Here is a 22,575-nt window from a genome sequence, read left to right as displayed (position 1 = left end):
TGCGGCACAGATCGGCAACCGATACCCCGGCCTCATGTTCCTTCAAAATTCCGATGATCTGCTCTTCAGAGAAGCGGCTACGTTTCATGTCCTGGTCCTCTCGTCGGCCAGAACGAACTTCAAACCGAATTAGATCAGAGGGGCAAGGTCACCCGGTAGGCGCCCACCTAACCTCGACCCAGCACAGTTCTTGGACCGCGATAATCTTGAGAGTGTCTGCAAGACCGACCATGTCGCTGCAAGACCGAGCCTATATGATCGGCTCGTACATCAAGGCATCAAAGGGCGGCCGTTGATCAGAACCATCCTTGGAACAGGTGAGGCTACTTGCCTTTACCTTTGCTTTTTGCCTGAGTGGTAGGTAGGTGTCGAACTACGGCAGTAAGCTCCCGAACAGCTTCTGAAAGCTGTTGAATAGACGCAGAAAGGTCATCTTCGGAGGAATTTACTGCTTTTTCATCGGTGGGCTGATTGGAGATCATTCCCTTCAGGCGAGCTACCACAGAGCCAAGCAGCCTCTGGCGAAAAGTAGATTGGAGCACAATCCGAGCCACGTAGGGATTTTGGGTCTCGATTGTTGCCGTCAGGACGATTTGCTTTTGATCTACCATGTCAGCCCGCAAAATGTCGGCCGCCGGGCAAAGGCAAACCCGCCATCGCAGGGCATATGCAAATTGGGCACCTGACGGATCGACCGCAACGCCCTTAGTTGCTTCGGCGTATGCCGCTGCTTTGGAGTAGCCATCCCCAAGCGCGATCCTCAGTCGTCGTTAGATTAGCTGGTAGCCTACCAAAGTGTATATCGGCCAGACAACAAACAGCAAAGCAGCGGCGGTCCACCAGAAAAGAGGCCATGCGTTATCTTGGATGTACGCCATACTCGCCCACCTCCGTCTTCCAGGTGAAGAAAGCCACGACTGCCAGACGCTACGCAAGTTGTCAGCTCAGATGAGCGGCAGGGGGGCACCCCGCGACAAAGTTTGTGTCGCTTCCAGTTTGGTGAACACCCCTGCGCCGGCAGACTACTATTGCGGTTGAACGGTGGAAGCTACCGCTGCTAAAGTTGTTATACTCCCTTCAAAGCTAGGTCGCACGCTTCAAAGCACGGCAAAGACACTTGTCAGTGCCGGCGCGACAGACGAGGATTGGGCGGCCTGGATCAATTTGACAAAGCCTGAGGCTGAGCTGCTGCGTCCGCTTCCCGCTGGATCGCTCTCGGTGAAGACAGTTCGCCCCGAAAGCTCGTGGCTTAGCTGCGCAAGATCTCTGGTACGCTGAGCGGACCGAGATCGAGAACTGGCGTGTATTCGCCGGTGCGGCGCCAGACGCCTCGCACCTTTCCATTCTCCCGATCCTGCCTCGGATCGAACCTCAGCCCCTCAAAGTGATCCAGAAAGGCCTCTGCAGATGCGGCATCGCTGAAGCAATGGAGCCGATAGGTCTCATATTTGCCGTTCGGCCATATCGCCTGCACATGCCGCGTCTGGTGCTTAAGCCCTCGTTCCTGGCAGAACTTTGCGATCATGGTGAAGTTCCGGTCCGTGCAGAAATCATCTGGCAGCGCAACCTGGTGTGGTCAGTCGCGGTCGATGACCGATGGCGTTGGTGATGCGCGTGGCCGATCGTGGTCGTTCGCCAGCTCTGTTGCTTTGAGGGGCCGAACACGCCGACGAAAGCGATAGCGACACCTATGCAGCCGGAACTCGGACAACATCTAATTGTGACCACTCGCCATCCCGAAGAAGCGCGATCGGAGCCTTTGCCGAAGCTAAACCTACGTTCCACCAATCCATGGCGCCGATTTAAGCAGCAGGCACGGATCATTCACGGAATGAGACCAAATGCTGCGGCATGTTAGGTCAATCAATAAGTCTAGTCGTACGAAAAATTAGATAGAGTCCAACAACGGCGACGGGGATACATAGAACTTGTGAAATACTGAAAGGCACCCCAGTGATCCAACTGTCATCTCTCAGGAGTTCCATTAGCGCTCTAAAGAAAGAGTACAGAACAAGGAAAAGACCCGATACCAACCCTGGTTTTGCAGCAGGCGGACGAAGCCAGAGTATCGGATAGAGGATCACGAGCAGGACAATTCCCTCAAGAAGCGCCTCGTAGAGCTGGGTTGGGTGCCGAGCGATTCCATCGGATGGATCGGTGATCGCCCATGGTAACGAAGTCGGCGGCCCAAAAATTTCTCTATTAAAGTAATTACCAATCCGTCCAAGAAAAAGACCTGCTGGAGCGGAGCCGGCCACTAAATCAGTTAGAGAAAGAAGATTCTTTTTTGTTTTCCATGCAAAAATGTACATAGTGAGTGTTACTGCAATTAACCCACCAAAGAACGACATTCCACCTCGATTAAACCGGAACAAGTCTTCAATCGGAGAGGTTCCCAAGGCGATGCCATAAAAGAGAACATAGCCAATACGACCACCGAGGACGCAACCGACGCTCATCCAGAACATCAGGTTATCCACGTCATTTGCTGTCATGACATTGTATTTTTTGGCCGCTGCTCGAATTAGTATCCAAGAAACACAAAGGCCTGCGACATAGAGAAGGCCGTACGACCGCAACTGTACGTGCATTCATAACCCTTCCATCGGGTGTGAGGGTCATCAAGGCTTCCCTGGGTCCATTTTGTGACCTGGGCACCGAGCCTCGGGATTAACAGCTGCAGCAAATTGCTGCTACTATGTTTTTAGTGTTGCGCCAAGATCGAGCATGTTATTCGCCATGATCACTCCAGCTACTCTGCGGCTATTCGCGTTCTGGACAATTGCCTCTCTAATGGTGATTGCTTGTATGCCGCGGCCTCAAGAAATTTCAGCCACGAGGCTTTTCGCCGGCCCTACGCAGTACCCTCCAGACGACTTCGCGGCTTACGGAATCGTGGCGTTTCCGTCTCACGCAGCACCCACTACACGAGACCGACATTTGTTGATTTGTGAGGCCTACATGGCCGCGCTTCCTCACACGTCTGCCGTAGATGTGCCAAAAGCGGAACAGATGGTAACTATATGGCCGATGGAGTCGAATGCTGATGCCGTTGTCTTAAACAAGAGGTCAAGACCAAGAAATGCATGTGAGTCCGCAGTCGACAAATACTCGATTGTCATGGGCAAAGAGGCCATCGGCGATGCTAAGGCGACCGGTGCTCAACTGAACGGGCTAGGGCCATATCTATTGGCTTGGTCTCCATCCTCCTCCAAAGGTAAGCACGATGCACTAGTTCTGGTAGCTGATCTATCTAACGTAACTTCGTACCCGCAGGCCGAAGAATATTTCAGAAAGTGGTCGGATGACATCGAAAGTGATCCAAAACTATGGAAGGGGGGCTGGAACTTGGAGCAACTCCGAGTGGCGATTCGCGATTGGGCTGACAAATTTGGTCCAGGCTTCCTGTCAACCCTCGGGGGATAAAAGTCTATGCTGGAGCACGTGTTTAAACTTGGGGCAGGCGGATGTGCAGGCCTACTGTTGGGTTTCCTGCTTGTGGCTTGGGTTGAGCCCACGACAGCCGGTGGCGCGGGTATATTAGTTGTGATCTGCGTAGCTCTTTGTACGGTCTTAGGGGCGGTGATATCTGCTGTCCTGTCGCGGAGAGCGCCGATCGATGCCCAACCTCCGACAAGTGGCGAGGCAAAATAAACCAGTGACTGCACAATGGCTCGGGAACTTGCTCTGTTATTTGCGTTGGACCCGCCTCGGGTATCGGTCCGATGCGACCACCGCCCAGCGTCTCTGTGCCTGGGCTTAATGCCGTTATCGCTTTCGATAGATGAGCACAAAGAGTCGAGAGCCGACACCAGGCTTCCGAGGTGATGCCGTCGACAAGCGGCAATTCCGTTCACGGCCCAATGCCGTCATTTCCCGTCGCGCCTACTGGCACCTTTCTGGCGCAATCGGCCAATTCCCGACCTTTTAACGCAAAAACCGCCCCGGTCTGACCGGGACGGTTAGCGTACTATGACAGAAATGGTTGCGGGGACAGGCTTCGACCTTTGTCCTAGTCTAACTTCTCCAATCCGATGGTTTGCCGAGGATTGGCAAAGTCAAGGGATGCCGATCAATTCACCGCTCGGCGATGACCTCGCCTCGCTTGCTACCGGGCGAAAGAACCACCTCACCGACGAGCGAACGCAGCGCCTCGGCCGCTTCCCGGCATCCGCGAGGTGTTACGCGGTCGGTCGGGTGCCCGATATTTTCACCTTCAGAGCAGTGACGGACACTGGGGAGAGATGGCCAGGACCATCTCTTCCCACTCGCTGGCTGTGATGTGGCAGGTCTGCTCGATCGACGAACAGTCACCTTCGTTCGATGCAGGAGTTCCATCGTGGTCCGGCCAGCACCCGCGTTGCACAATGGATTGAAAACATTTCCAATCACGGGGCCAACGATACCGAAAGTGGCCAGTTCTAGTGCTTATCGAAGACGGAGCCCATCCGGGGACTGAATAGCCTGTCGTACGTCTTGAGCAGGAACGCGTCAGTCATGCCCGAGATGTGGTCGCATATCACCCGCACCGGGTCGGCGCTGTCGCGGTAGATTTCAAACGTGTCGCGAGGCAGGGCTCAAATCGCTCAGCCACAGCAGCGAAGCCGGAATTGGCAGTTCGATGAGTGTGGGGAAAGGCGGTAGCGCTCTCCCGCTACCATAACTACCTTTGTCCAACCCGGAGACATAGGTAACAGATTGTACCTAAGACATGGGTGACAACCTCGTGCCGAACGGGTTGTCGATGGTCTGCAAGGTCCTCTGTTCCAAGTCGATATAACCGAGATCGTAATGCATGAAGCTGACGAGCCAAATGCCGTCGTCGACCTCCTTGATTCCCAGCCTCTGACCGGCGAGCACGGTCGAGACGTTGATCTTCTTCCTGTGCATGCAGATGCGGCCGCAAGCGGTAACTAGGCCAAAGGATTGGGCAAGGAAATTCAGCTCCCTCAGCCTCTGACGATCATCCGCTCTACAGCCGTCCCTCCTGCGGCCAGCTTCATCAGATCGGTGTCGAAATTGACATCGGCAGCGCTGCGCTCCGCGCGCGCCGCATTGCCTGCGAACTGGTGTTGATAGCCTTTCCATGCCGCGTCCGCGATGGATCGGCTGGTGCCACTCAACAGGAACTGGGTGAGCTCGGTAGCAGCTCGATCGATGCGACCGCCGAGCTCCGGCGACCCCCAATCTTCCGGGGCAGCAAAGATCGACGTCGGCACGGGAAAAGTGCGCAGAAACGCGAAAAGCGGGCGCATCTGCGCGTCCGCGACCATCGCATGGCGAGCGGTGCCGGCCGTCGCGGCGAGGATCACCGGTTTGGCAATGAGCAAGTCGTTGTCGAGGATATCGATGAACGACTTGAACAGCCCGCTGACACCGGCCTTGTAGACTGGCGTGGCGGCAACGACGGCATCCGCGCCGGCAAGCGTTTCGATTACGGACTGCACCTTGGCCTCGGGAAATCCGGCCACCACGGCACGCGCAATATCGACTGCAAGCGGAGCCAGGTCGATGACGCTAAGGACGGCGGTCTTTCCCGTACCAGTGATACGTTCGATGCTCTTCTGTGCGATGCGGTCGGCCAGCATCCGCGTTGTGGAGGGATCATTTACGCCTGCGTTCACCACGACGAGCCGTATGGGCTTCCCCCTGTTCTCGATGGTCTTCGTCATCTCTCTAATCCTTTCCCTGAAGACACCACCGGGGGCCTACCGCTTTGCGACATTGCCGGACCGGGCGGCCTGCCCCACGACCAGCGGGGCGCGCGCTGTAACGTTTTCATCAGTATCGTGATACGGCCGGACATCCGTCAGGTTGTCTCCGCGATTGGCATTCGGACGCGGCTGGCGCGGCGGCTGGTCTCCATACTTGACTTCCACCAGGCTCCGGTGCGTCGGGGCTATGGCGGCGCCCGGCGAGCGTCGCGCCGCCATCTCCTTGCGGAGCACGGGCACCACCTCAGTGCCCAGCAGCTCGACCTGCTCGAGAGCCATCTCCAGCGGCAATCCCATGGCGTCGAGAACCCAGAGTTGCCGCTGGTAGTCGCCGAAGGCTTCCCGGAAGCTCAGCGTCCTGTCGATGACCTCCTGCGGGCTGCCAACACTGAGCGGCGTATCGCGCGAATATTCTTCCAGCCGATAGGTCTTTCCGTAGATGGGGCTGCCTTCGAAATAGGGCCGGAATCGGCCGTATGCGTCCTGCGAGCGCTTGGCGATGAAGGCATAGCCACCAAGCCCGACGACGGCCTGCTCCTTGGTGCCGTGTCCGTAATGCTCGAACCGCTCGCGGTAGAAGTTCACCAGCGGCAGGAAGTGCAGGTTGGGCGCAAGGATGTTGTTGGCGAAATAGCCGTTCCCGTAAAAAGCCGCCTGCTCGGCGATCTCCGGAGTGCGGATCGAGCCGTGCCAGACAAAGGGAGGAACGTCGTCGAGCGGACGCGGGATCGACGTGAAGCCTTGCAGCGGGGTCCGGAATTTGCCTTGCCAATCGACAACGTCCTCGCGCCACAGCTTGTGGAGCAGATTGTAGTTCTCGAGCGCCAGTGCGACGCCGTCACGCATGTCCTGCCCAAACCAGGGATAGACCGGCACTGTATTCCCGCGGCCGAGCATCAGGTCCATCCGCCCCTTCGAGAGATGCTGCAGCATCGCGTAGTCTTCCGCGATCTTCACCGGGTCATTGGTCGTGATGAGCGTCACGGCGGTGCTGAGGATGATGCGCTGCGTCTGCGCGGCGATATGGGCGAGCAGAGTCGTCGGCGAGGACGAGAAAAAGGGTGGGTTGTGGTGCTCGCCGATGGCGAAGACATCGAGCCCGACCTCGTCCGCCCGCTTCGCGATCTTGACGATCGCATCGATCCGCTGCGCCTCGCTCGGCGTGACGCCTGTGATCGGGTTGCGCGTTACGTCGCTGACAGAGAAGATTCCGAACTGCATTTTGAAGCTCCAGGGGCTCGATGTCGGTAGATGTCTGCGTCAACGGGTCGTGATCCGCGAGTGGCGGGCCGGCCTACCCTCTTCGTGACTCGCCATGCTCAGCGAGCCGGGATCTTGGCTTTCCGCAGCCGGGCCCAAGCAATGAACAAGGACAAGGCGAGCAGCGTCAGGTTGATGGGCAGCATCTTGGCCGTCTCGCCGAGCAGCGCATGCGTGATGATCGCCCCCACCTGTATGAGTGAAAGCCCGACAGCCGCCAGCGGCGTCAGCCAAGGCTTGATCCGCGTCGCGGCCGGCAGGATGAGACCGACAGCGCCCAGCACTTCGAGAGTGCCTATCAGCCGTGTGACGGCTTCCGGTACATGGGTGACGAAGCTCATGCTCGCGGCGAGCGCGTCGATGGGCTGTATCAGTTTCGCGCCACCGGCTGCCAGATAGAGGAGAGCCAGGAGCGCCTGTGCGATCCACAGCGCCAGGCTCCAACGATTGATGGGGCCGCGAACGGCGCCGGTTTGAGTGTTCATTTTGATCGTCCTTTTCGAAAATAGGGAAATTGGCGGCGGGAGAGCCGACTATGCGGGGCTCGCCGGTGCTGCCGGTAGAACGGGCGGGAAAAATCGGCCCTGTCAGAGGCTTCCCCGCCGCTCCAACCGTGCTCGGCCTGGCGCTTCAGGCGGCCTTTGCGGCCGGACCCTGCAGCTTCGCAAGCTCCTCGTAATACCAGTACACCAGCGTGCGGGCTTTGTCGGCCACCGGCCCCGCCCAGTCACGGAAGAGTTCGGTAACGACGGCCAAGGCCGTACTGGGGACCGCCCCGGCATGAGTGAGCCGCTGGATCGCCGTGCTGTGGGCAAGCTGCGACCGACCGCCGACGGCGTCGACCGGGAAAGCCACGTCATGGCCGTCCTTGAGCGCATCGATGACCGGGAAGGCAAGGCAGATCTCGGTCCAGAGGGCGCCGATGATCAGCCGTTTGCGGCCGGTCTTCTCGACCGCGGCGCGAAAGGCCGGATCTTCCCACGAGTTCATTGTCGAGCGATCGATCACCTCGATGCCGGGCAGTTCGGCGAGGATCGCCGGAACCGTGGGGCCGTTGACACCCATGTTCGCACCGACCGTCGAGAGAATAATGGGCATGTCGAAAGCCCGTGCAGCCCTGATCAGTAGCCGCACGTTGAGCTCGACCAGGTTGGCCGGCGTTTCGGATCGGATCTGGCTGAACATTTCCGGCTGGTAGTCGATCAGCACCAGCGCAGATTCTTCGTATTTCCACACGTCTTGCAAGCTCATCTATTTCTCCATGGGGTTGCTCCGGCGCGGCTATGCCGGATGAACTGACCCACAAAGGATGGCGTTCCTTGTCGGCTTAAGATAGCCTCCGGTTTTGCGATTGATTGTTGCTGAAAGCGGAACGCTATGGAGATTGAGGACGTCAGGACTTTCGTGGAGATCGCGGAGGGGCGAGGCATATCGCCTGCCGCGCGGCGGCTGGGCGTCGCAAAATCCGTCGTCAGCCGCCGACTGGCTCGGCTGGAGGAAACGCTCGGAAGCCAGTTGCTCTCTCGCACGACTCGCGGCGCCGCCTTGACGGAGGCCGGGGCGACGTTCCGCGACCACGCCACTCGCATCCTCGGCGAGTTCGAGGCGGCACAGGATGCGCTGGCACCCGATGGCGCGGTGCGCGGGCTTCTGCGTATCGCCGCGCCCCTGTCTGGCGGGCCGAGGCTTGTCGCCCCGGTTCTTGCCGAACTCGCTCGACGCCATCCCTTGCTGCATGTTCATGCAGCCTACAGCGATCGTTTCGTGGATCTGATTTCCGAGGGCTTCGACGCGGGAATCAGGGCGGGATTTCTGCCTGACTCGAGCCTGATCGCCAGACGCATTCGGCCCATATCCGGGATGCTTGTCGCCAGCCCCGCCTATATCGCCGGGCATGGGGCACCGCAAACGCTTGGCCAACTGGCGGATCACGAGTGCCTGTTGCAGGGGACCGAAGCATGGCGGTTCGTCGAGGGAGGCAAAACGATCGCGGTCCATCCTCACGGTCGTTTCAAGGCGGATAACGGCGAAGCGCTCCTTTCGGCGGCGCTGGCCGGACTCGGCGTGGCGGCCCTGCCGGATTTCCTGATCGAGCCCCACATCGCCTCCGGTGCGCTCATCCCCCTGCTTGCCGACCACACGGTGGTCGCGGCAGGGCTTTATGTGGTGCGTCCACCCGGCGACTTTCCGCCACGCAAAGTCAGAGCGCTGATCGACATCATGCTCGAATATCACGCCGGCTGAGGACGGGCGCTCGACGGCCCATGGAGACCGGCGGCTGTGCACTCTGCGGACCCGGCGCGAAGGCTATGGTTAGTATTCGATCGAGACACTGGCAGAACTCGCCTTCAAGCGGCTCAAGAGCGGCATGGGCACCCATAAGCTTCCAGCACGCGATGAGCGGCTCGCCCGAAGGTGGCTCATGGCCCATCTGATCCTGGCGCTGATGATCGACGAGCCCGATCACGCGCCGCTACAAGGTCGCCGTCGGTCGACCGCTTTTCCGCCTGGCCGAAAAGCACCGTACGGATCAGGCCACAAATACGAAATTGGAGACGCCGGAAGGCCATTAGGTGTCTCTCCAGCGAGACAGACTGTCTTATTTCGATGACTTATGGCGCGGATTTCGAACGCATACCTTCTGCCAAGAAGGAGAACCTACATGATCCAATCCGCTGATCTCAAGCGCGGGGCCTCCACATCCGAACCGCTTGCCCCCGGCCGAGCCTTACGTCTTCAAGCCTATGGCGGCCCCGAATCGCTGACAGTCGATAGCGTATCCGCGCCCGAGCCGGGTCCGGGCGAGGTCTTGGTGTCGGTCAAGGCCGCCGCGGTAAACGGTATCGACTGGAAAATCCGTGAAGGCTACCTCCGCGAGCGCTTCAAGCTGACCCTGCCCGCGACGCTTGGCATCGAAATGGCCGGCGTCGTGCTTCGGACCGGCCCCGGCGTCACAGGCGTGAAGCCCGGGGATCGGGTTATGGCCGCCATCGGTGGCGTCGGAGCCTACGCCGACCATCTGGTCATCAACGCCGAGAAGCTCGTCCTGACGCCGGCATCACTGTCCGACGTGGAGGCGGCGGCCATTCCGGTCGCGGCGATGACAGCCTGGCATGTCATTCAGGCGGCGGATTTCGACCTCTCCGGACGGCGGGTGCTGATCCATGGCGCAGCCGGCGGCGTGGGCGGCTTTGCCGTCCAGTTCGCCAAGGCAGCCGGAGCGACGGTCTTTGCCACGGCCTCGACCAATAGCCTGCGACATGTCCGGGCGCTCGGCGCGGACGAGGTGATCGACTATCGGCAGCAGAACTTCGAGATGCTTGCGCGCGACATCGATTTCATCGTCGACCTCGTCGGTGGTGAGGTCGTGAACCGCTCCTGGGCAGTCCTGTCGCCCGATGGCCTTCTCGTAAGCATCGCCGCCACGGACCTCGCATCACGTACGCCGCCAGGCCGCCGCGGCGTCTTTTTATCGAACAAACCTGATACCGCGCGCCTGACCGCGATCGCCCAGCAGGTCGCCGTCGGCGCCCTGCGATCGACGATCGCCGACGTGGTGGGCTTCGATGATTTGGCTTCCGCAATCGAGCGCAATCGCACCGGCCGCGCACCCGGCAAGATCGTCGCTGATTTCACCCGCTGATCACCAAGTTTTCAACTTTCAAGGAGTTTATCATGACGACTATCTGGAGTCCGGTCCGCGTGGGCCAAATGGACCTGCCCCACCGCCTGGCCTTGGCCCCGATGACTCGCAGCCGTGCCGAGTTCAACGGCGTACCGGGCGAGCACGCCGCTGAATACTACGCCCAGCGCGCCTCCCTTGGCCTGCTGATAACCGAGGGTGTGCAACCCTTGGCCGATGGCCAGGGCTATTTCGCGACGCCGGGGATCCACGCGCCCGAACATGTCACTGGCTGGCGCAAGGTCACCGATGCGGTTCATGCAAAAGGCGCGAAGATCTTCCTGCAGCTCATGCATGTCGGCCGCATGTCGCACCCGGACAACACGCCGCATCACCGTCAGCCCGTCGCCCCATCGGCCGTCGCGCCCGGTGAGCAGATGTTCACTGCGAGCGGCATGCAGCCCATCCCCGAGCCGCGCGCGCTGACGACCGAGGAAGTCGCCGCCACGGTGCAGGACTTCCGGCGGGCCGCGCGGCTGGCTATCGATGCCGGCGCCGACGGCGTCGAGATTCACGGCGCCAACGGCTATATCGTCCATCAGTTCTTTGCGCCGAACGCCAATCACCGGACCGACGCCTATGGCGGGCCGATCGCTAACCGCATTCGGTTCGCCGTCGAAGTGGCGCAGGCTGTCGCCGATGAGATCGGCGCCGATCGCACCGCTATCCGCCTTTCGCCAGGCCTGCCTTTGGGCGGGCTTGATGAAGGTCCGGAGAGTCCTGCGCTCTATCGCGAACTGGTCGCCGCGCTGGCACCACTGAAGCTGGCCTATCTCCATCTGATGTATGGCGGGGGCGACGAGTTCCTCGCCGACATCCGCCGTGCGTGGCCCACGACCCTGATGGTGCTGCGGCTTGGCCGCACACGCGAAGCCCTGGACCAGGACATCGTCTCGGGCCAGGCAGACATGACCTCGATCGGCCGTTGGGCTTTGGCCAATCCCGACTTCGTCGAGCGTCTACGGTTGGGCGCGCCCGTCAACGAGCCCGATCCATCCACCTTCTATGGCGGTGGCGCGGCCGGCTACACGGACTATCCGCGGCTTGCGGGCTGATGCGTCGGCTGCTGTAGTTCATCGGACTGCAGCAGCCACCTTCTGGCGGTCGTCGCTTGCGTTATTGGATCAAGCTGGCCCGCGACGTGGGTGATGGCGTTGGCCGACAGAAGGTAACCGTGGCGGCTTCAAATCCGAATGAACGCTGCCAATTCGTCGGGAGTTCCTTTTGGGAACGCTCCTCTCAGATGGTCGAGAAAGGCGGAAACGCGGGCATTCAACAGGCGCCGCGACGGGTAGAGCGTCCACAGGGCCGTATCCGGACCATCCACGTCCCCCCAATGCACCAACGTGCCGGCGGCCAGATCATGACTCACGAGCGATACCGGCAACCGTGCCGCACCCACGCCCATGACGACCGCATCGCGAACCATGATGAGCGACGACAGGCTGAGCACCGGGGTGAACGCGATCGTCGTCGGCCCCGTGTCCGGTTTGATATTCCACAACGAGAGTCCTCTGTCCGAGCTCCGCACGACAGCGGGAGCGGCGTCTCCGTCTCGCGGTCTCGCCACTTGCGGGCTCGCCACGATCACAAGCCGATCACGCATGAAGACCCGTCCCACCAGGCTTTCATCGGAACGCGGATTGACGCGAATGGCCAGGTCATACCCTTCTTCGACCATGTCGACTGCACGGTCTTCGGTCGTGACTTCAAGGATAACGTCGGGATATTTGAGCGAGAAGCCTGCCGCCAGCTTACCCATCGCAAGTTGAGAGAAGAGCAACGGTGCACTGATCCGCAAATTTCCACGCGGTTCCCGGTCTCCCGACGCAATCGCTGCGGCCGTCTCCTCCACTTCCGTCAGCAAGCGACTGGTTCGCTCATGCAGGTCCTTTCCCTCCTGCGTGAGCTTCAGGGCACGCGCCCCGCGCTCGAACAAGCGTAGGCCCAAGCTATTCTCCAGTTCTGCGGCGCGCCGCGAGAGCGTCGCCTTGGGGCGCCCTGTGGCGCGCGCGGCTCGCCCGAATCCACCATGACGTGCAACCAGATTGAAGTCGGCTAGGGCGAGCAGGTCCATGTGTTCCACCAGTGAGACAGGGTGTCTACAAATGGCAGCTTCCGGTGCGTTTGTGGACTCCTAAATAGCGCTAACGATCTGATAAAAGCAGGAGTGACCACATGACTATCCTCGTCACCGGTGCAACCGGAACCGTCGGCCGCAATGTCGTCGATCAGCTCATCAAGCGCGGCGCTAATGTGCGCGCGCTCGTCCGCGATCCCTCGAAGGCCAATTTACCAGCCGCCGTTGCCCTCGCCGAAGGCGATCTGCTTGACGTCGATGCGCTGCGCACGGCCTTGTCGGGCGTGTCCACCCTGTTCTTGCTCAACGCCGTGGTGCCCGACGAGTTTACCCAGGCGCTGATCGCCCTCAATCTGGCCCATGAGGCCGGGATCAAGCGGATCGTCTATCTGTCCGTGCTTCACAGCGACATCTACGTGAACGTGCCGCATTTCGCCGGTAAGTTCAGTGTCGAACGCATGCTGGAGCAGCTGGGCTTCAACGCCACCATCCTGCGGCCTGCATACTTCATCAACAACGACTATTCGGTGAAGGACGTGGTGCTCGGTCACGGTGTCTATCCGATGCCGATCGGTGACAAAGGCATCGCGATGGTCGACGCGCGCGATCTCGGTGAGATCGCAGCCATCGAGCTGGTTCGCCGTGAGCAGGCAAGCGAGCCGCTTCCTCTCAAGCGGATCAATGTCGTTGGTCCCGACACGCTGACCGGTGCCGATGTCGCCGCCATCTGGTCGAATGTTCTTGGGCGGACGATCCACTATGGCGGCGACGATACCGCTGGGTTCGAGCAAAACCTCCGAAATTACGCACCGAGCTGGATGGCGCTCGACATGCGTCTCATGGCCGAGCGCTTCCTTGTGGTTGGCATGGTCCCTGAGGCAGGGGATGTTGATCGATTGACCGGCATGCTGGGTCGCCCGCTGCGCTCCTATCGCGACTTCGCAGCGGAAATCGCTGTTTTGGCTTGATCATTCCGCATGTCTGAATATCGGCCTGCCGGTGCGCTTGCAACGCCGGCGGCCGAACGGGGTCATGCGGCGGCATATTCGAGCGCGCATAGCCGCCCCACGGCCAACCCGCAGTGCATCCGGCAAAAGGCATTTGCCATGACCAATACCGTGTTCAAGCCCATCGTCTACCTGCTCCATGGCTGCCCGTTCTGCATGAAGGTTCGCGTGTTCCTGCTTGAGGCGAGACTGCTCGACCAGGTCGACATCCGGCTGGTCGAACAGGGCAGCAAAGAGAAGTGCCAGATCACAGAGAAGCTCGCCGCGCACCTGCCCAAGGTCGGCTTTCCAACTGTCGAGCTAACGCCGGGACAGTATATGACGGAATCCGACGAGATCATCGCCTGGTTTGCCAAGGGCGCCGCCATCGACATCGCGACGCTGCCGACCTTCCAGGATTGTGTCGGCGGTATTTTCAAGGACCACATCAGCCTGTACCGCGAGAACATGCGGCTCCAGCAGCAGGCGGTCTGAGAGCCGGTTCGAAACTGGGTGTTTGACACCGGACCTTGATGGTGCAGTCTCTTCGCCAGTGGGAGAAGCGCTTTGGGTCGGGTTCACCACGGGAGCGTACTTGTTCACCTATGTGGGCGTCCGGAAGGCAGTCCGCGGCAATATTGTCGGATATGCTTTCTGTTCAGATGCCTCGATTACCGCGGAAGGCAAAGCGAAACGCGCGTTGTGCATGTATTCGCACGGCAATCCGCGCGACCATATCGACCATTCCTGCCATCGCCGCGCGTTCTGGGTGTTTATGAACGCGGGTGTAAAGCAAGTCCTGGCCTGTTCGACCGTTGGCGCCATCGTGGCTGCCTGAATTGCAGCCAAAAGCGCGGCGGGGCAAATCAACGCGGTCTTCCCTATCTGAATGTCGGTAGAGGCAGCAGCGTGAGACAAGTGGCGCCGCTTATCAGAGCGCCGGTATCCTGGCCATTCGCCTGCGACAAGCCTCACTGGTCAGGTCGCATCACACTGCCCTGTTTTGCGTTGGTGCACGGCCGCCGCCGTCGGCGACGAGCACAGCACCGGTGACGAAGGAGGCGGCATCGGAAGCCAGGAACAGACAGCAGTTGGCGATCTCAGACGGTTCGGCGACACGCCTGAGCGCAATACGGCCGGTGAGCGCGGTGAACTCCTCGTCGGGCGTCGAGCCGTTGGCCGCTGCCGCCACTTCCATTTCGTAGACGCTCATCGGCGTCCGCACCCAGCCAGGCGCCAACGCGTTGGCGCGGATGCCGTCGGGGCCATGTGCAAAGGCGAGCGAGCGGGTGTAGGAGACGAGTGCTGCCTTGCTGGCCGAATAGGCGGCATTTTGGCCGCTGGCGTTGAAGGCGCCGACGGAGGCGATGTTGACGATCGCGCCGCCGCGCTTTTTCATGAGCGGCAGTGCGGCGCGGCAGACCATCATGGCGCCCGTCACATTGACCGCAAAGCTGCGCGCCCAGGTCTCATCGCTCAGGCTCTCCGGCTCGTCGAGGATCATCACTCCGGCGGCGTTTACGACGATATCAAGACACCCGCCGCAGGCGTCGATAGCACGTGCGACATCGTCTGCGCTGGTGATGTCGCCGAGCACGGCGGCACCGCCGCTCGCCTTGACGGCGCCGTCCAGTCCCTCACCGCCGAGGCCGAAGGCGATGACTTCGGCGCCGTGCCGGCCGAACAATTCGGCAGTGGCGCGGCCCATTCCGGTGGCAGCACCGGTGATCAGCGCCTTGCGGCCTTCGAGGCATCGGCTCATGTCAGCCCCCAATGGCGCTCGACGGCGAAGCCGGTTTCCGGCAGCGTTGAGCCGCCGTCGACGACGATCGTCTGGCCGGTAGTGTATTTGGCCTGCTCCGAGGCGAGGTAGAGCATGGCATAGGCAATGTCGTCCGCCTCGCCGAGATGGCCAACGGGGATGTGTTGGCCGAGGCGCCCGGCAACTTCCGGCGCGCTCATCGTGCCCCTGCCCGGCTTGGCTATGAAGCCCGGCTCGACACCGTTGACGGTAATGCCGTCGCGCGCGAATTCGAAGGCGGCACCCCGAATGAAGGCGTTGACGCCGGCCTTGGCGGCCGAGTAATGCGCGCCGCCGGCCATCGCCAAGCGCGCCGACACTGAAGAGGTGACAAGGATGCGGCCGAAGCCGTTCTTGCGCATCACCGGCACTGCTGCCTGCGCCAGCCAGAAGCAAGGCTTGAGGTTAAGCGCCAGCGCTTCATCGAGCTTGTCCTCGTCAAGATCCTCAATCGAGGCCCAGGGACAGCCGCCGGCATTGTGGACGACGATGTCGAGCCGGCTCGCCTGACGTACGATGTCGCCGACCAGTGCGTGCAGCCTGGCGCGGTCGAGCACAGCAAGCGGAACCGCACGCACATCAAGCTTGCGGGCGGACAATTCGGCGGCCAGCGCTTTTGCCATATCGAACGTTCGATTGGCGATGACGACACTAGCACCGGCCTCGGCGAAGCGGGTGACGATCGCAGCACCGATGCCGCGTCCGCCGCCGGTCACCAGCGCCACCTTGCCGCTGAGATCGAATGGTTTCGCCATCGCTCAGACGACTCCGGCGCCACGCACAAGATCTATGAAACGGGTGAAGACCTCGGCGTGGCGGTCGACATCGGCCTCGGTCGTCGCCGGACACATCAGGAACATGGTGTGGAAGGGCGTCACCAATATGCCCTCGTTCATGTAGAAGGCGTGCAGCAGCGTCTCGAGATCTCCGCGCCGGCCGGCGATGACGTCGGCGCCGTTCCGCGGCGGATCGGGCATGAACATGATCTCGGCGCGGGCGCCGATCTGCGTCACATGCCACGGCAACTTATTGGCGTTTATGATGCCACGTGCCATCTCCGCCAGCCGCGAGGCTCTGCCGATCATGATTTCGAAGTTGGCGGGCGTGAGCACCTCTTCCAGCACAGCGCGCATCGTGGCTACGGTGAGTGCGTTGCCGGCCAGCGTGCCGCCGATGCCGAGATGCGCCGACTGGCGCACGCGCGGATTGACCATCGGCACGATGGCCCACAACCGCTCGGCGATCGCCTGCGAGACGCCGAAGATGCCGGCCGGAATGCCGCCGGCGATGGCCTTCCCGGCGACCAGAATGTCCGGCTCCAGCCCATGCTCGGACGAATAACCGCCGGGTCCGCTGGAGATCGTATGCGTCTCGTCAATGATCAAGACCGTGCCGGTGCGGCGGGTGATCTCGCGCAGGGCGTCATGAAAGCCGTCGGCGACCGGGATCATGCCGAAATTGGTCATCAGCGGCTCGGTCAGCACGCAGGCGACGTCGCCAGCCGAGAGTGCCGTTTCGAGCGCAGCGACATCGTTGAACTCGACCACCCTCGATACGGCCGAATGGTCGACACCGTTGGGATGGATCATGTTGCGCAGGCCGACACGGCCGTCGCGGATCTCGACATGCGCTTCCTCGACGCTGCCGTGATAGCAGCCGGAAAAAACCAGCACCTTGTCGCGGCCGGTGATCATGCGGGCGATGCGGATGGCGCCGCGATTGGCGTCGGTGGCCGAGGTGGTCAGCGTCCAGTAGGGCAGTCCGAAGCGACGATGCAGCTCAGTGCCAACCCACAGGCTGTCCTCCGTGGGCAGCATCATCGTTGTGCCGTTCTGCAACTGGCGCAGTGCGGCGCAAGTCACCGCCTCCGGCGCGTGGCCGCACATGCCGCCAGTGTCGCCAAGGGCGAAGTCGACATAGTCGTGACCGTCGATGTCTCTTATATGGGCGCCGCTGGCCGACGCGGCATAAACCGGGAAGCCGCCGGCCCAGCGCCGCATCCAGTGCGAGGGTCCGCCATAGAGGAAACGCTGCTTGCCCTCTTCCCAGGCCGCCGCTGAGCGCGGATGCGTGTCACTGAAGCGCGCCTGCTCGCGGTCGAGCAGCTCACCAATGGTCGTTGAATGCGAATCGCTTCTGCTGGCAGCCATCACAGCGCTTAACTCTCCCTGCCGCGCGATTATTTTGGGGCGCGCGCGTTCCAATCTGGTTCACTATTTGAACCAGCATTTTGTATGTTATAGACTGCAAGGCGGGTCGGCTGCTGTCAAGTTAATTCACACGCGAAGTATCTCGGAGAATCGATAATGAGCACAGTCGGCAAGGCGGTTTCGCTGCTGGAGCTGTTCACGGTGGGTGAACCGGAGATCGGCCTCTCCGACCTCGCCCGCAAGGCCGGTCTCGACAAAGCCACCGCAAGGCGCCTGCTGCTAGCGCTTTCCAACCACCGGCTGATCGAGCAGGAGCCGAAGAGTCGCCGCTACCGGCTGGGCGCCGGCCTGTCGCGGCTGGCCCGCATTCGCGACGCACATTTCCCTTTCGTCCGCGTCGCGGCGCCTGTGGCGCGAGAGCTTTCGCTCGAAACCGGCGAGACCGTGCATCTGTCGGAATTCAGCGCCGGGGCGCTGCTGACCGTCCATGTTGAGCTTTCCACCAAGGCCAACCGCGTCAATGTCGATGTTGGCCAGGTGCTGCCGCTGCACGGCACAGCGTCCGGCGTCGCCTTCCTGGCCGCTTCAAGCCCGGATGTGGTCGGCGCCTATTTCAAAAAGCCGCTGCAGGTGTTCACCCGGCATACGGTGACGCGGCCGGACAAGGTTGTGGAGGCGATACGGCTTGCCGCCACGCGCGGTTACTCTCGCAGCGCACAGGGCTATGAGGAAGGCGTGCACAGCATCGCCGCGGCGATCCTCGGCGCTGACGGCCAGCCGATCGGCACCTTGGCGGTGGCTTCGCCCGTCTCACGCGTCGACGACGCGACCGCAGCCACACAGGGCAGGGCAGCAATCAAGGCAGCACGGTTGATCACGGCGCGTCTCACCGGCGAACCTTAGCCTTGCATCTCCGCGACGGATGCATCGGGCATGCCCTTGCGCCATAATCTCGCAAAATCGGGCGGAACGAGCGGCTGCCCTCCGCCCGGATATCCGCAGAGCGAAGACGCTCGCGCAATGCCGCGAGCGGCTCATATAGCCGGCGGTCAGATTTCTGCTGCCCAAAGATCAGTTTCCGATCGGTTCGACCGGCTGGTCGGAACACGCTCAGGGCGTTGGACGGACTTTCTCGAAAGAGGAACTCGGGGCGACTTCGCTGTACACGGTGGCGAGACGACGCCCGCGAGCAGACATCAGCCGTTGCGGAAGAGGTTTCGAGGCCGCTGCCTGCCGTTCTGAGAAAGCATCTCGACGAACCGTGCAACCTTGGGCGGGCGGAACCGGCCGGCCGGATACACGGCGTGGATGCCGCCGGTAGGCAGCGTCCAGGCAGGTAGAATCGGCACCAGCCGGCCAGCCGCCACATGATCGCCGACAAGAAAATCGGGAAGGATCGACATACCGGCGCCCGCTAGGGTTGCCTCCAGCACGGCCGGGGTGCTGTTGATCGTCATGCCGGGCTTCATGCGGACTGTCCGCAGTTCATGATCCCCCCGGGTAAACCGCCACACCAGCGGCTCCTTCAGCGCGACATTCGCGACAAAGGGGAGGCCGGACAGTTCCTCGGGCTGGCTCGGGGACAAGTCTCCGGCTATGTCGGGCGCGGCGACCAGAAATTGCCGGAATGAGCTGATCCGGCGCGCCTGCAGGCTGGAGTCGGTAAGCCAACCTACGCGAATCGAAAGGTCGATCTGGTTGGCGACCAGATCCATCCTGGCGTCCGAGAGGATGAGATCGACCCGGCATGCCGGATAGATTCGACAGAACTCGGCTGCCAGTGGCGCGACGGTGATCGCGCCGTAATCGTTGGACGCGGTGATCCGCAGTACGCCCAACGGCTGAGCATTGGTCTGGGCAAGTTCGGCGAAGGCCTCTTCTGCCTCGCTCAGGATCATCACGCATCGCGCGTGAAGCTGCCGGCCTGCCTCGGTCGGCTCGACCCTGCGCGTCGTGCGCAGCAGCAGGCTTGTCTTCAATTCCGCTTCAAGCCGCGCAACCTGTTGACTGACGACTGTCTTGTTGACGCCTAGCCGATCGGCCGCGCGAGTGAACGAGCCCATGTCCACCACGGCCGCGAAGTACGCCAGTCTGTTGAGGTTGATTGCTTCCATGCTCGCCTGCTCCGATTGTGCGCTTATACCTCACATTGAATCCAATTCATCGATATTTATCGTCCAATCGAAACGGTCCATCCTTCTGTGCGTCGGGCAACCGGGTCCGCGCAGGAGGAAAAGCAGAGTGACGATCGAGGCTTTTCCCGCAATGGGCCACGTCTACGAGGCTCGCTTCGGCGACCTCGCCTTCCATCTGCAGTTCGATACCGAGGTGCCTTCATGCGCTTGCCCCCGCGGAGGCGGTCAAATTCGCCAAGGTAAAGGCCGTCCGCGACCGGGCGCTGGAAGTTCGGCCAGGGATGTTCATGGTCTGGACCGAGGTTGCCGGTACGACCGTGGGTCCATGTCGGGGACTGCGAGAACGGTATCGTCCACACCACGATCACTCGGCCCTATCTGAGCTTCCTGAATTTATCCGGCGGCTGGACCCGGCCGACTCGATCTCAATATCGCGCGCAGCCCGATTTCTTCAGCGCCATCCAATCCGAGAGGACACCCACATGCTTACGAGGAGACAAGTCATGAAAACCACATTTGCCATCAGCGCCGCTGCCGTCTTCGCCCCTGACGATATCGGCCGTGCGGCTGGAACCGGACTTGCCTGGAAGCATTTCCCGGCCGGCCCAAACGGTTTTTTCCGCGCCCCCGTCCTGCTTTCCGGTGCCACCGAGGCGCTGCTGATCGACGGCGGCTTCACCTATCCGGACGGCCGCGCGCTGGCCGGAGAGATCAAGGCCAGCGGCAAGAAACTGACCACGATCTATGTCAGCCAGTCGGACCCGGACTACTATTTCGGCCTGAAGCCGGTGCGTGAGGCATTCCCCGAGGCCAAGGTCGTCGCCGCCTCGGACACGGTTGCCGCAATCAAGGCGTCGGTCAAGAAGAAGCTCGATGTATGGGGACCCCAACTGAAGGAGAACGGTCCGCAGACGCTGGCCGACATCGTCCTGCCCGATGCGTTTGACGGTCCGTCACTGACTGTGGATGGTGAGACGGTGGAGTTCGTCGCCGCCGAGGGCCTCGCTAATCGCCGCTATCTCTGGGCGCCCTCGCTGAACGCGGTGTTTGGCGGCGTCCTGGTCTTCGCCGGCGTTCATGTTTGGACCGCCGACACCCCGACCAGGGAATCACGCGCGGCCTGGATTGCCAATCTCGACAAGATCGCAGCGCGCAAGCCGACCGTCGTCGTGCCGGGGCACATGACGCCTGAGTCGCCGGTCGACATCTCCGCTGTCGAATACACCAAGACCTATCTTCTGGCCTTCGAGCAGGAACTCGCCAAGGCCGCGGACGCCGCGGCGCTGAAGAGCGCGATGGAGGCCCGCTTCCCAGGCCTCGGCATGGGCGTCGCCCTCGACATCGGCTCGAAGGTCGCGAAGGGCGAGATGAAGTGGGGCTGAGATGAGCGCCAATTCGATCTGATCCGGAGGACCTATGAAGGTCCTCCGAGGAGAACGGCGGCGATCTGCTCGCCGTGCTCGCGCGTCCGAAGTCGAATAGACCGAGGCGGAACGCCTATGAAAGACGTCTTCCAGCGCTTGGCCGCCGAATGGACCGGCTACCGCGCTGGCGTGCACGGCTATCACGCCGACGGCGACCGGGTACCGGCCTTTGAAACGGCTCGACCGCAAGATCGGGCCTTTCCGGCAGCGGCATGGGGCCCTTCAGTAACGCGGACACCAGGATGCCGGCCGACTTCGGCCGGCGCGGCGTGAAGCACCTCCGTCGTTGCGGCAAAGATGCTTATCATGTTAAGGATGACGTGGCGCTGCCGCTGCGTCACAATCCCGCGACAAGACGGGAACAACGAGAATGTGGAGGAGACTATGATCGCCCACCACGTGAGCGTCGCCGACGGCGAGGCTTTCCTATCTGCGTCGCGGATGCTGTTCGGCCCGATCACCCAGCGTTTCTCACGCGGCGAGGCGCCGTCGCTGCCGAAGCTCGTTTCCGTGCATCTCGGCTCCTGCCGGCTCTCCGAGATCAAGGCCAAGTCGCATCTGGTCGTCAGCGACCGTACCTTCTGGCGCAGCTTCGATCCCGACGCGATCAAGATCCTGATGCAGCTCAGCGGTCACAGCCGCTTCGAGCAGCAGGAGGTCGCGGTCGATCTCGGCCCACGCGCTGCGATCATCTATGATCCAATGCGCAGCTATTCGCTGCAAAACCTGTCGGATGTTGACCAGCTCATCCTGCAGGTGCCGCGCTCGACCTTCGGCGACGGGACGCTGGCGCGGCTCTCGGCGCCGGTGCCGTTGCCCGGCAACGACGACAGCCTCACCCATATCGTTTCCGGTCTGATGCAGATGGCGATCGGCACCGCTCACAAGCTCGACGAGGCCGGCTGCCGCCGTGTCGGAGAAAGCTTGATACAACTCGTCAACGGACTGATCCAGGCAAAGCCGACGGCGCCGGACTTCCGCCGCTCGCCGCTGGAAGCGCTGCGCGAACGCATCGTCGCCTATATCGACGCCAACCTGGCGCGCTCAAACCTGTCGGCCGAGGACATAGCCCGCCACATGGGCTGCTCCCGCCGCTATCTGCACCGCGCCTTCGAAGGCGAAGGCACCACACTGGAGCGGTTCGTGTGGGATAGGCGGCTGGAGCGCAGCAAGGAGGAGCTGCTGTCGCCCGCCCGCGCCTCAGCCTCCATCTCGGAAATCGCGTTTGCCTGCGGGTTCAATTCGAGCGCACATTTTTCGCGGGCGTTCAGAAGCAAGTATGACGTGGCGCCGAGAGATTTGCGGGAGCGAGTGCGTATGGTGGTGCATTAGGAAGGTGCTGT

General features: G+C 61.6%; 23 protein-coding genes and 1 pseudogene. 9 read left to right on the top strand and 15 right to left on the bottom strand.

Annotation, left to right across the window (positions count from 1 at the left end; genetic code table 11):
• The 10 genes and pseudogenes from NKH28_RS23340 to NKH28_RS23295 all read right to left on the bottom strand — a co-directional run.
• A partial coding sequence (locus NKH28_RS23340) for a transposase (protein WP_352930159.1) occupies nucleotides 1-88 on the bottom strand: 88 nt, incomplete at its 3' end.
• Between the two features lie 235 nt (nucleotides 89-323).
• Nucleotides 324-611 carry a hypothetical protein gene (locus NKH28_RS23335; protein ID WP_352980530.1) on the bottom strand — a complete coding sequence of 96 codons (288 nt, stop codon included), beginning with the start codon at nucleotides 609-611 and terminating at the stop codon, nucleotides 324-326.
• A gap of 638 nt (nucleotides 612-1,249) precedes the next feature.
• Nucleotides 1,250-1,525 (bottom strand): hypothetical protein, encoded by a 276-nt coding sequence (locus NKH28_RS23330; RefSeq protein ID WP_352980529.1) that lies wholly within the window; start codon nucleotides 1,523-1,525, stop codon nucleotides 1,250-1,252.
• Between the two features lie 334 nt (nucleotides 1,526-1,859).
• Entirely contained in the window at nucleotides 1,860-2,591 is a 732-nt protein-coding gene (lgt, locus tag NKH28_RS23325) for a prolipoprotein diacylglyceryl transferase (protein ID WP_352980528.1), read from the bottom strand.
• Nucleotides 2,592-4,421: 1,830 nt separating this feature from the next.
• Nucleotides 4,422-4,574: a hypothetical protein gene (locus NKH28_RS23320; RefSeq protein WP_352980535.1), complete on the bottom strand. Its 153-nt coding sequence runs from the start codon at nucleotides 4,572-4,574 to the stop codon at nucleotides 4,422-4,424.
• 130 nt (nucleotides 4,575-4,704) lie between these two features.
• Nucleotides 4,705-4,917, bottom strand: a pseudogene (locus NKH28_RS23315) (transposase); the annotation flags it as partial.
• Nucleotides 4,918-4,949: 32 nt separating this feature from the next.
• Nucleotides 4,950-5,672 carry a CE1759 family FMN reductase gene (locus tag NKH28_RS23310; protein WP_352469679.1) on the bottom strand — a complete coding sequence of 241 codons (723 nt, stop codon included), beginning with the start codon at nucleotides 5,670-5,672 and terminating at the stop codon, nucleotides 4,950-4,952.
• Nucleotides 5,673-5,708: 36 nt separating this feature from the next.
• The gene (locus tag NKH28_RS23305; RefSeq protein WP_352685392.1) at nucleotides 5,709-6,935 is read right to left on the bottom strand and encodes a CE1758 family FMN-dependent luciferase-like monooxygenase; all 1,227 of its coding nucleotides are present in this window, start codon (nucleotides 6,933-6,935) and stop codon (nucleotides 5,709-5,711) included.
• A 98-nt stretch (nucleotides 6,936-7,033) separates the two neighbouring features.
• Entirely contained in the window at nucleotides 7,034-7,459 is a 426-nt protein-coding gene (locus NKH28_RS23300) for a DoxX family protein (RefSeq protein WP_352980527.1), read from the bottom strand.
• A 145-nt stretch (nucleotides 7,460-7,604) separates the two neighbouring features.
• The gene (locus tag NKH28_RS23295) at nucleotides 7,605-8,225 is read right to left on the bottom strand and encodes an isochorismatase family protein (RefSeq protein ID WP_352980526.1); all 621 of its coding nucleotides are present in this window, start codon (nucleotides 8,223-8,225) and stop codon (nucleotides 7,605-7,607) included.
• Nucleotides 8,226-8,351: 126 nt separating this feature from the next.
• On the opposite strand from NKH28_RS23295, the gene NKH28_RS23290 reads away from it, so the two are divergent.
• From NKH28_RS23290 to NKH28_RS23280, 3 genes are all read left to right on the top strand, one after another.
• Nucleotides 8,352-9,218, top strand: coding sequence for a LysR family transcriptional regulator (locus NKH28_RS23290; RefSeq protein WP_352980525.1), 867 nt, complete (start codon nucleotides 8,352-8,354; stop codon nucleotides 9,216-9,218).
• Nucleotides 9,219-9,588: 370 nt separating this feature from the next.
• The gene (locus NKH28_RS23285) at nucleotides 9,589-10,617 is read left to right on the top strand and encodes an NADP-dependent oxidoreductase (protein WP_352980524.1); all 1,029 of its coding nucleotides are present in this window, start codon (nucleotides 9,589-9,591) and stop codon (nucleotides 10,615-10,617) included.
• Nucleotides 10,618-10,649: 32 nt separating this feature from the next.
• Nucleotides 10,650-11,711 (top strand): alkene reductase, encoded by a 1,062-nt coding sequence (locus NKH28_RS23280; protein WP_352767483.1) that lies wholly within the window; start codon nucleotides 10,650-10,652, stop codon nucleotides 11,709-11,711.
• Between the two features lie 128 nt (nucleotides 11,712-11,839).
• Here the strand turns inward: NKH28_RS23280 and NKH28_RS23275 are convergent, their stop codons facing one another.
• Nucleotides 11,840-12,733: a LysR family transcriptional regulator gene (locus tag NKH28_RS23275; RefSeq protein WP_352767274.1), complete on the bottom strand. Its 894-nt coding sequence runs from the start codon at nucleotides 12,731-12,733 to the stop codon at nucleotides 11,840-11,842.
• Between the two features lie 101 nt (nucleotides 12,734-12,834).
• On the opposite strand from NKH28_RS23275, the gene NKH28_RS23270 reads away from it, so the two are divergent.
• The 3 genes from NKH28_RS23270 (at nucleotide 12,835) to NKH28_RS23260 (ending at nucleotide 14,560) form a co-directional block, all read left to right on the top strand.
• Complete coding sequence (locus NKH28_RS23270; RefSeq protein ID WP_352767485.1) at nucleotides 12,835-13,704, top strand: NmrA/HSCARG family protein; 870 nt, start codon at nucleotides 12,835-12,837, stop codon at nucleotides 13,702-13,704.
• Between the two features lie 9 nt (nucleotides 13,705-13,713).
• Nucleotides 13,714-14,217 carry a glutathione S-transferase N-terminal domain-containing protein gene (locus NKH28_RS23265; RefSeq protein WP_352980523.1) on the top strand — a complete coding sequence of 168 codons (504 nt, stop codon included), beginning with the start codon at nucleotides 13,714-13,716 and terminating at the stop codon, nucleotides 14,215-14,217.
• Nucleotides 14,218-14,317: 100 nt separating this feature from the next.
• Nucleotides 14,318-14,560: a hypothetical protein gene (locus NKH28_RS23260; protein WP_352469668.1), complete on the top strand. Its 243-nt coding sequence runs from the start codon at nucleotides 14,318-14,320 to the stop codon at nucleotides 14,558-14,560.
• Nucleotides 14,561-14,710: 150 nt separating this feature from the next.
• Here NKH28_RS23260 and NKH28_RS23255 read toward each other — a convergent pair whose 3' ends face one another.
• Genes NKH28_RS23255 through NKH28_RS23245 form a run of 3 tightly spaced genes read right to left on the bottom strand, consistent with a single transcriptional unit; the run spans nucleotide 14,711 to nucleotide 17,673 of the window.
• Complete coding sequence (locus NKH28_RS23255) at nucleotides 14,711-15,484, bottom strand: SDR family NAD(P)-dependent oxidoreductase (RefSeq protein ID WP_352767268.1); 774 nt, start codon at nucleotides 15,482-15,484, stop codon at nucleotides 14,711-14,713.
• Nucleotides 15,481-16,278 carry an SDR family oxidoreductase gene (locus NKH28_RS23250; RefSeq protein ID WP_352539265.1) on the bottom strand — a complete coding sequence of 266 codons (798 nt, stop codon included), beginning with the start codon at nucleotides 16,276-16,278 and terminating at the stop codon, nucleotides 15,481-15,483. Before NKH28_RS23250 ends, NKH28_RS23255 begins: the two co-directional genes overlap by 4 nt.
• Nucleotides 16,279-16,281: 3 nt before the next feature.
• Nucleotides 16,282-17,673 (bottom strand): transaminase, encoded by a 1,392-nt coding sequence (locus NKH28_RS23245; RefSeq protein WP_352767491.1) that lies wholly within the window; start codon nucleotides 17,671-17,673, stop codon nucleotides 16,282-16,284.
• Between the two features lie 156 nt (nucleotides 17,674-17,829).
• Between NKH28_RS23245 and NKH28_RS23240 the strand changes: the two genes are divergently transcribed.
• Nucleotides 17,830-18,576, top strand: a complete 747-nt coding sequence (locus NKH28_RS23240; protein ID WP_352767493.1) for an IclR family transcriptional regulator — start codon at nucleotides 17,830-17,832, stop codon at nucleotides 18,574-18,576.
• A gap of 293 nt (nucleotides 18,577-18,869) precedes the next feature.
• Here NKH28_RS23240 and NKH28_RS23235 read toward each other — a convergent pair whose 3' ends face one another.
• Nucleotides 18,870-19,787: a LysR family transcriptional regulator gene (locus NKH28_RS23235; RefSeq protein WP_352980522.1), complete on the bottom strand. Its 918-nt coding sequence runs from the start codon at nucleotides 19,785-19,787 to the stop codon at nucleotides 18,870-18,872.
• A 503-nt stretch (nucleotides 19,788-20,290) separates the two neighbouring features.
• Between NKH28_RS23235 and NKH28_RS23230 the strand changes: the two genes are divergently transcribed.
• Entirely contained in the window at nucleotides 20,291-21,190 is a 900-nt protein-coding gene (locus NKH28_RS23230; protein WP_352834971.1) for an MBL fold metallo-hydrolase, read from the top strand.
• Between the two features lie 426 nt (nucleotides 21,191-21,616).
• Nucleotides 21,617-22,564 carry a helix-turn-helix domain-containing protein gene (locus NKH28_RS23225; RefSeq protein WP_352767497.1) on the top strand — a complete coding sequence of 316 codons (948 nt, stop codon included), beginning with the start codon at nucleotides 21,617-21,619 and terminating at the stop codon, nucleotides 22,562-22,564.
• Nucleotides 22,565-22,575: the final 11 nt, after the last annotated feature.

Source organism: Mesorhizobium sp. M1227 (assembly GCF_040318315.1).
Taxonomy (GTDB): domain Bacteria; phylum Pseudomonadota; class Alphaproteobacteria; order Rhizobiales; family Rhizobiaceae; genus Mesorhizobium.
Note: the sequence above shows the minus strand (reverse complement) of the source record. Positions and strands in the feature narration are given on the sequence as shown.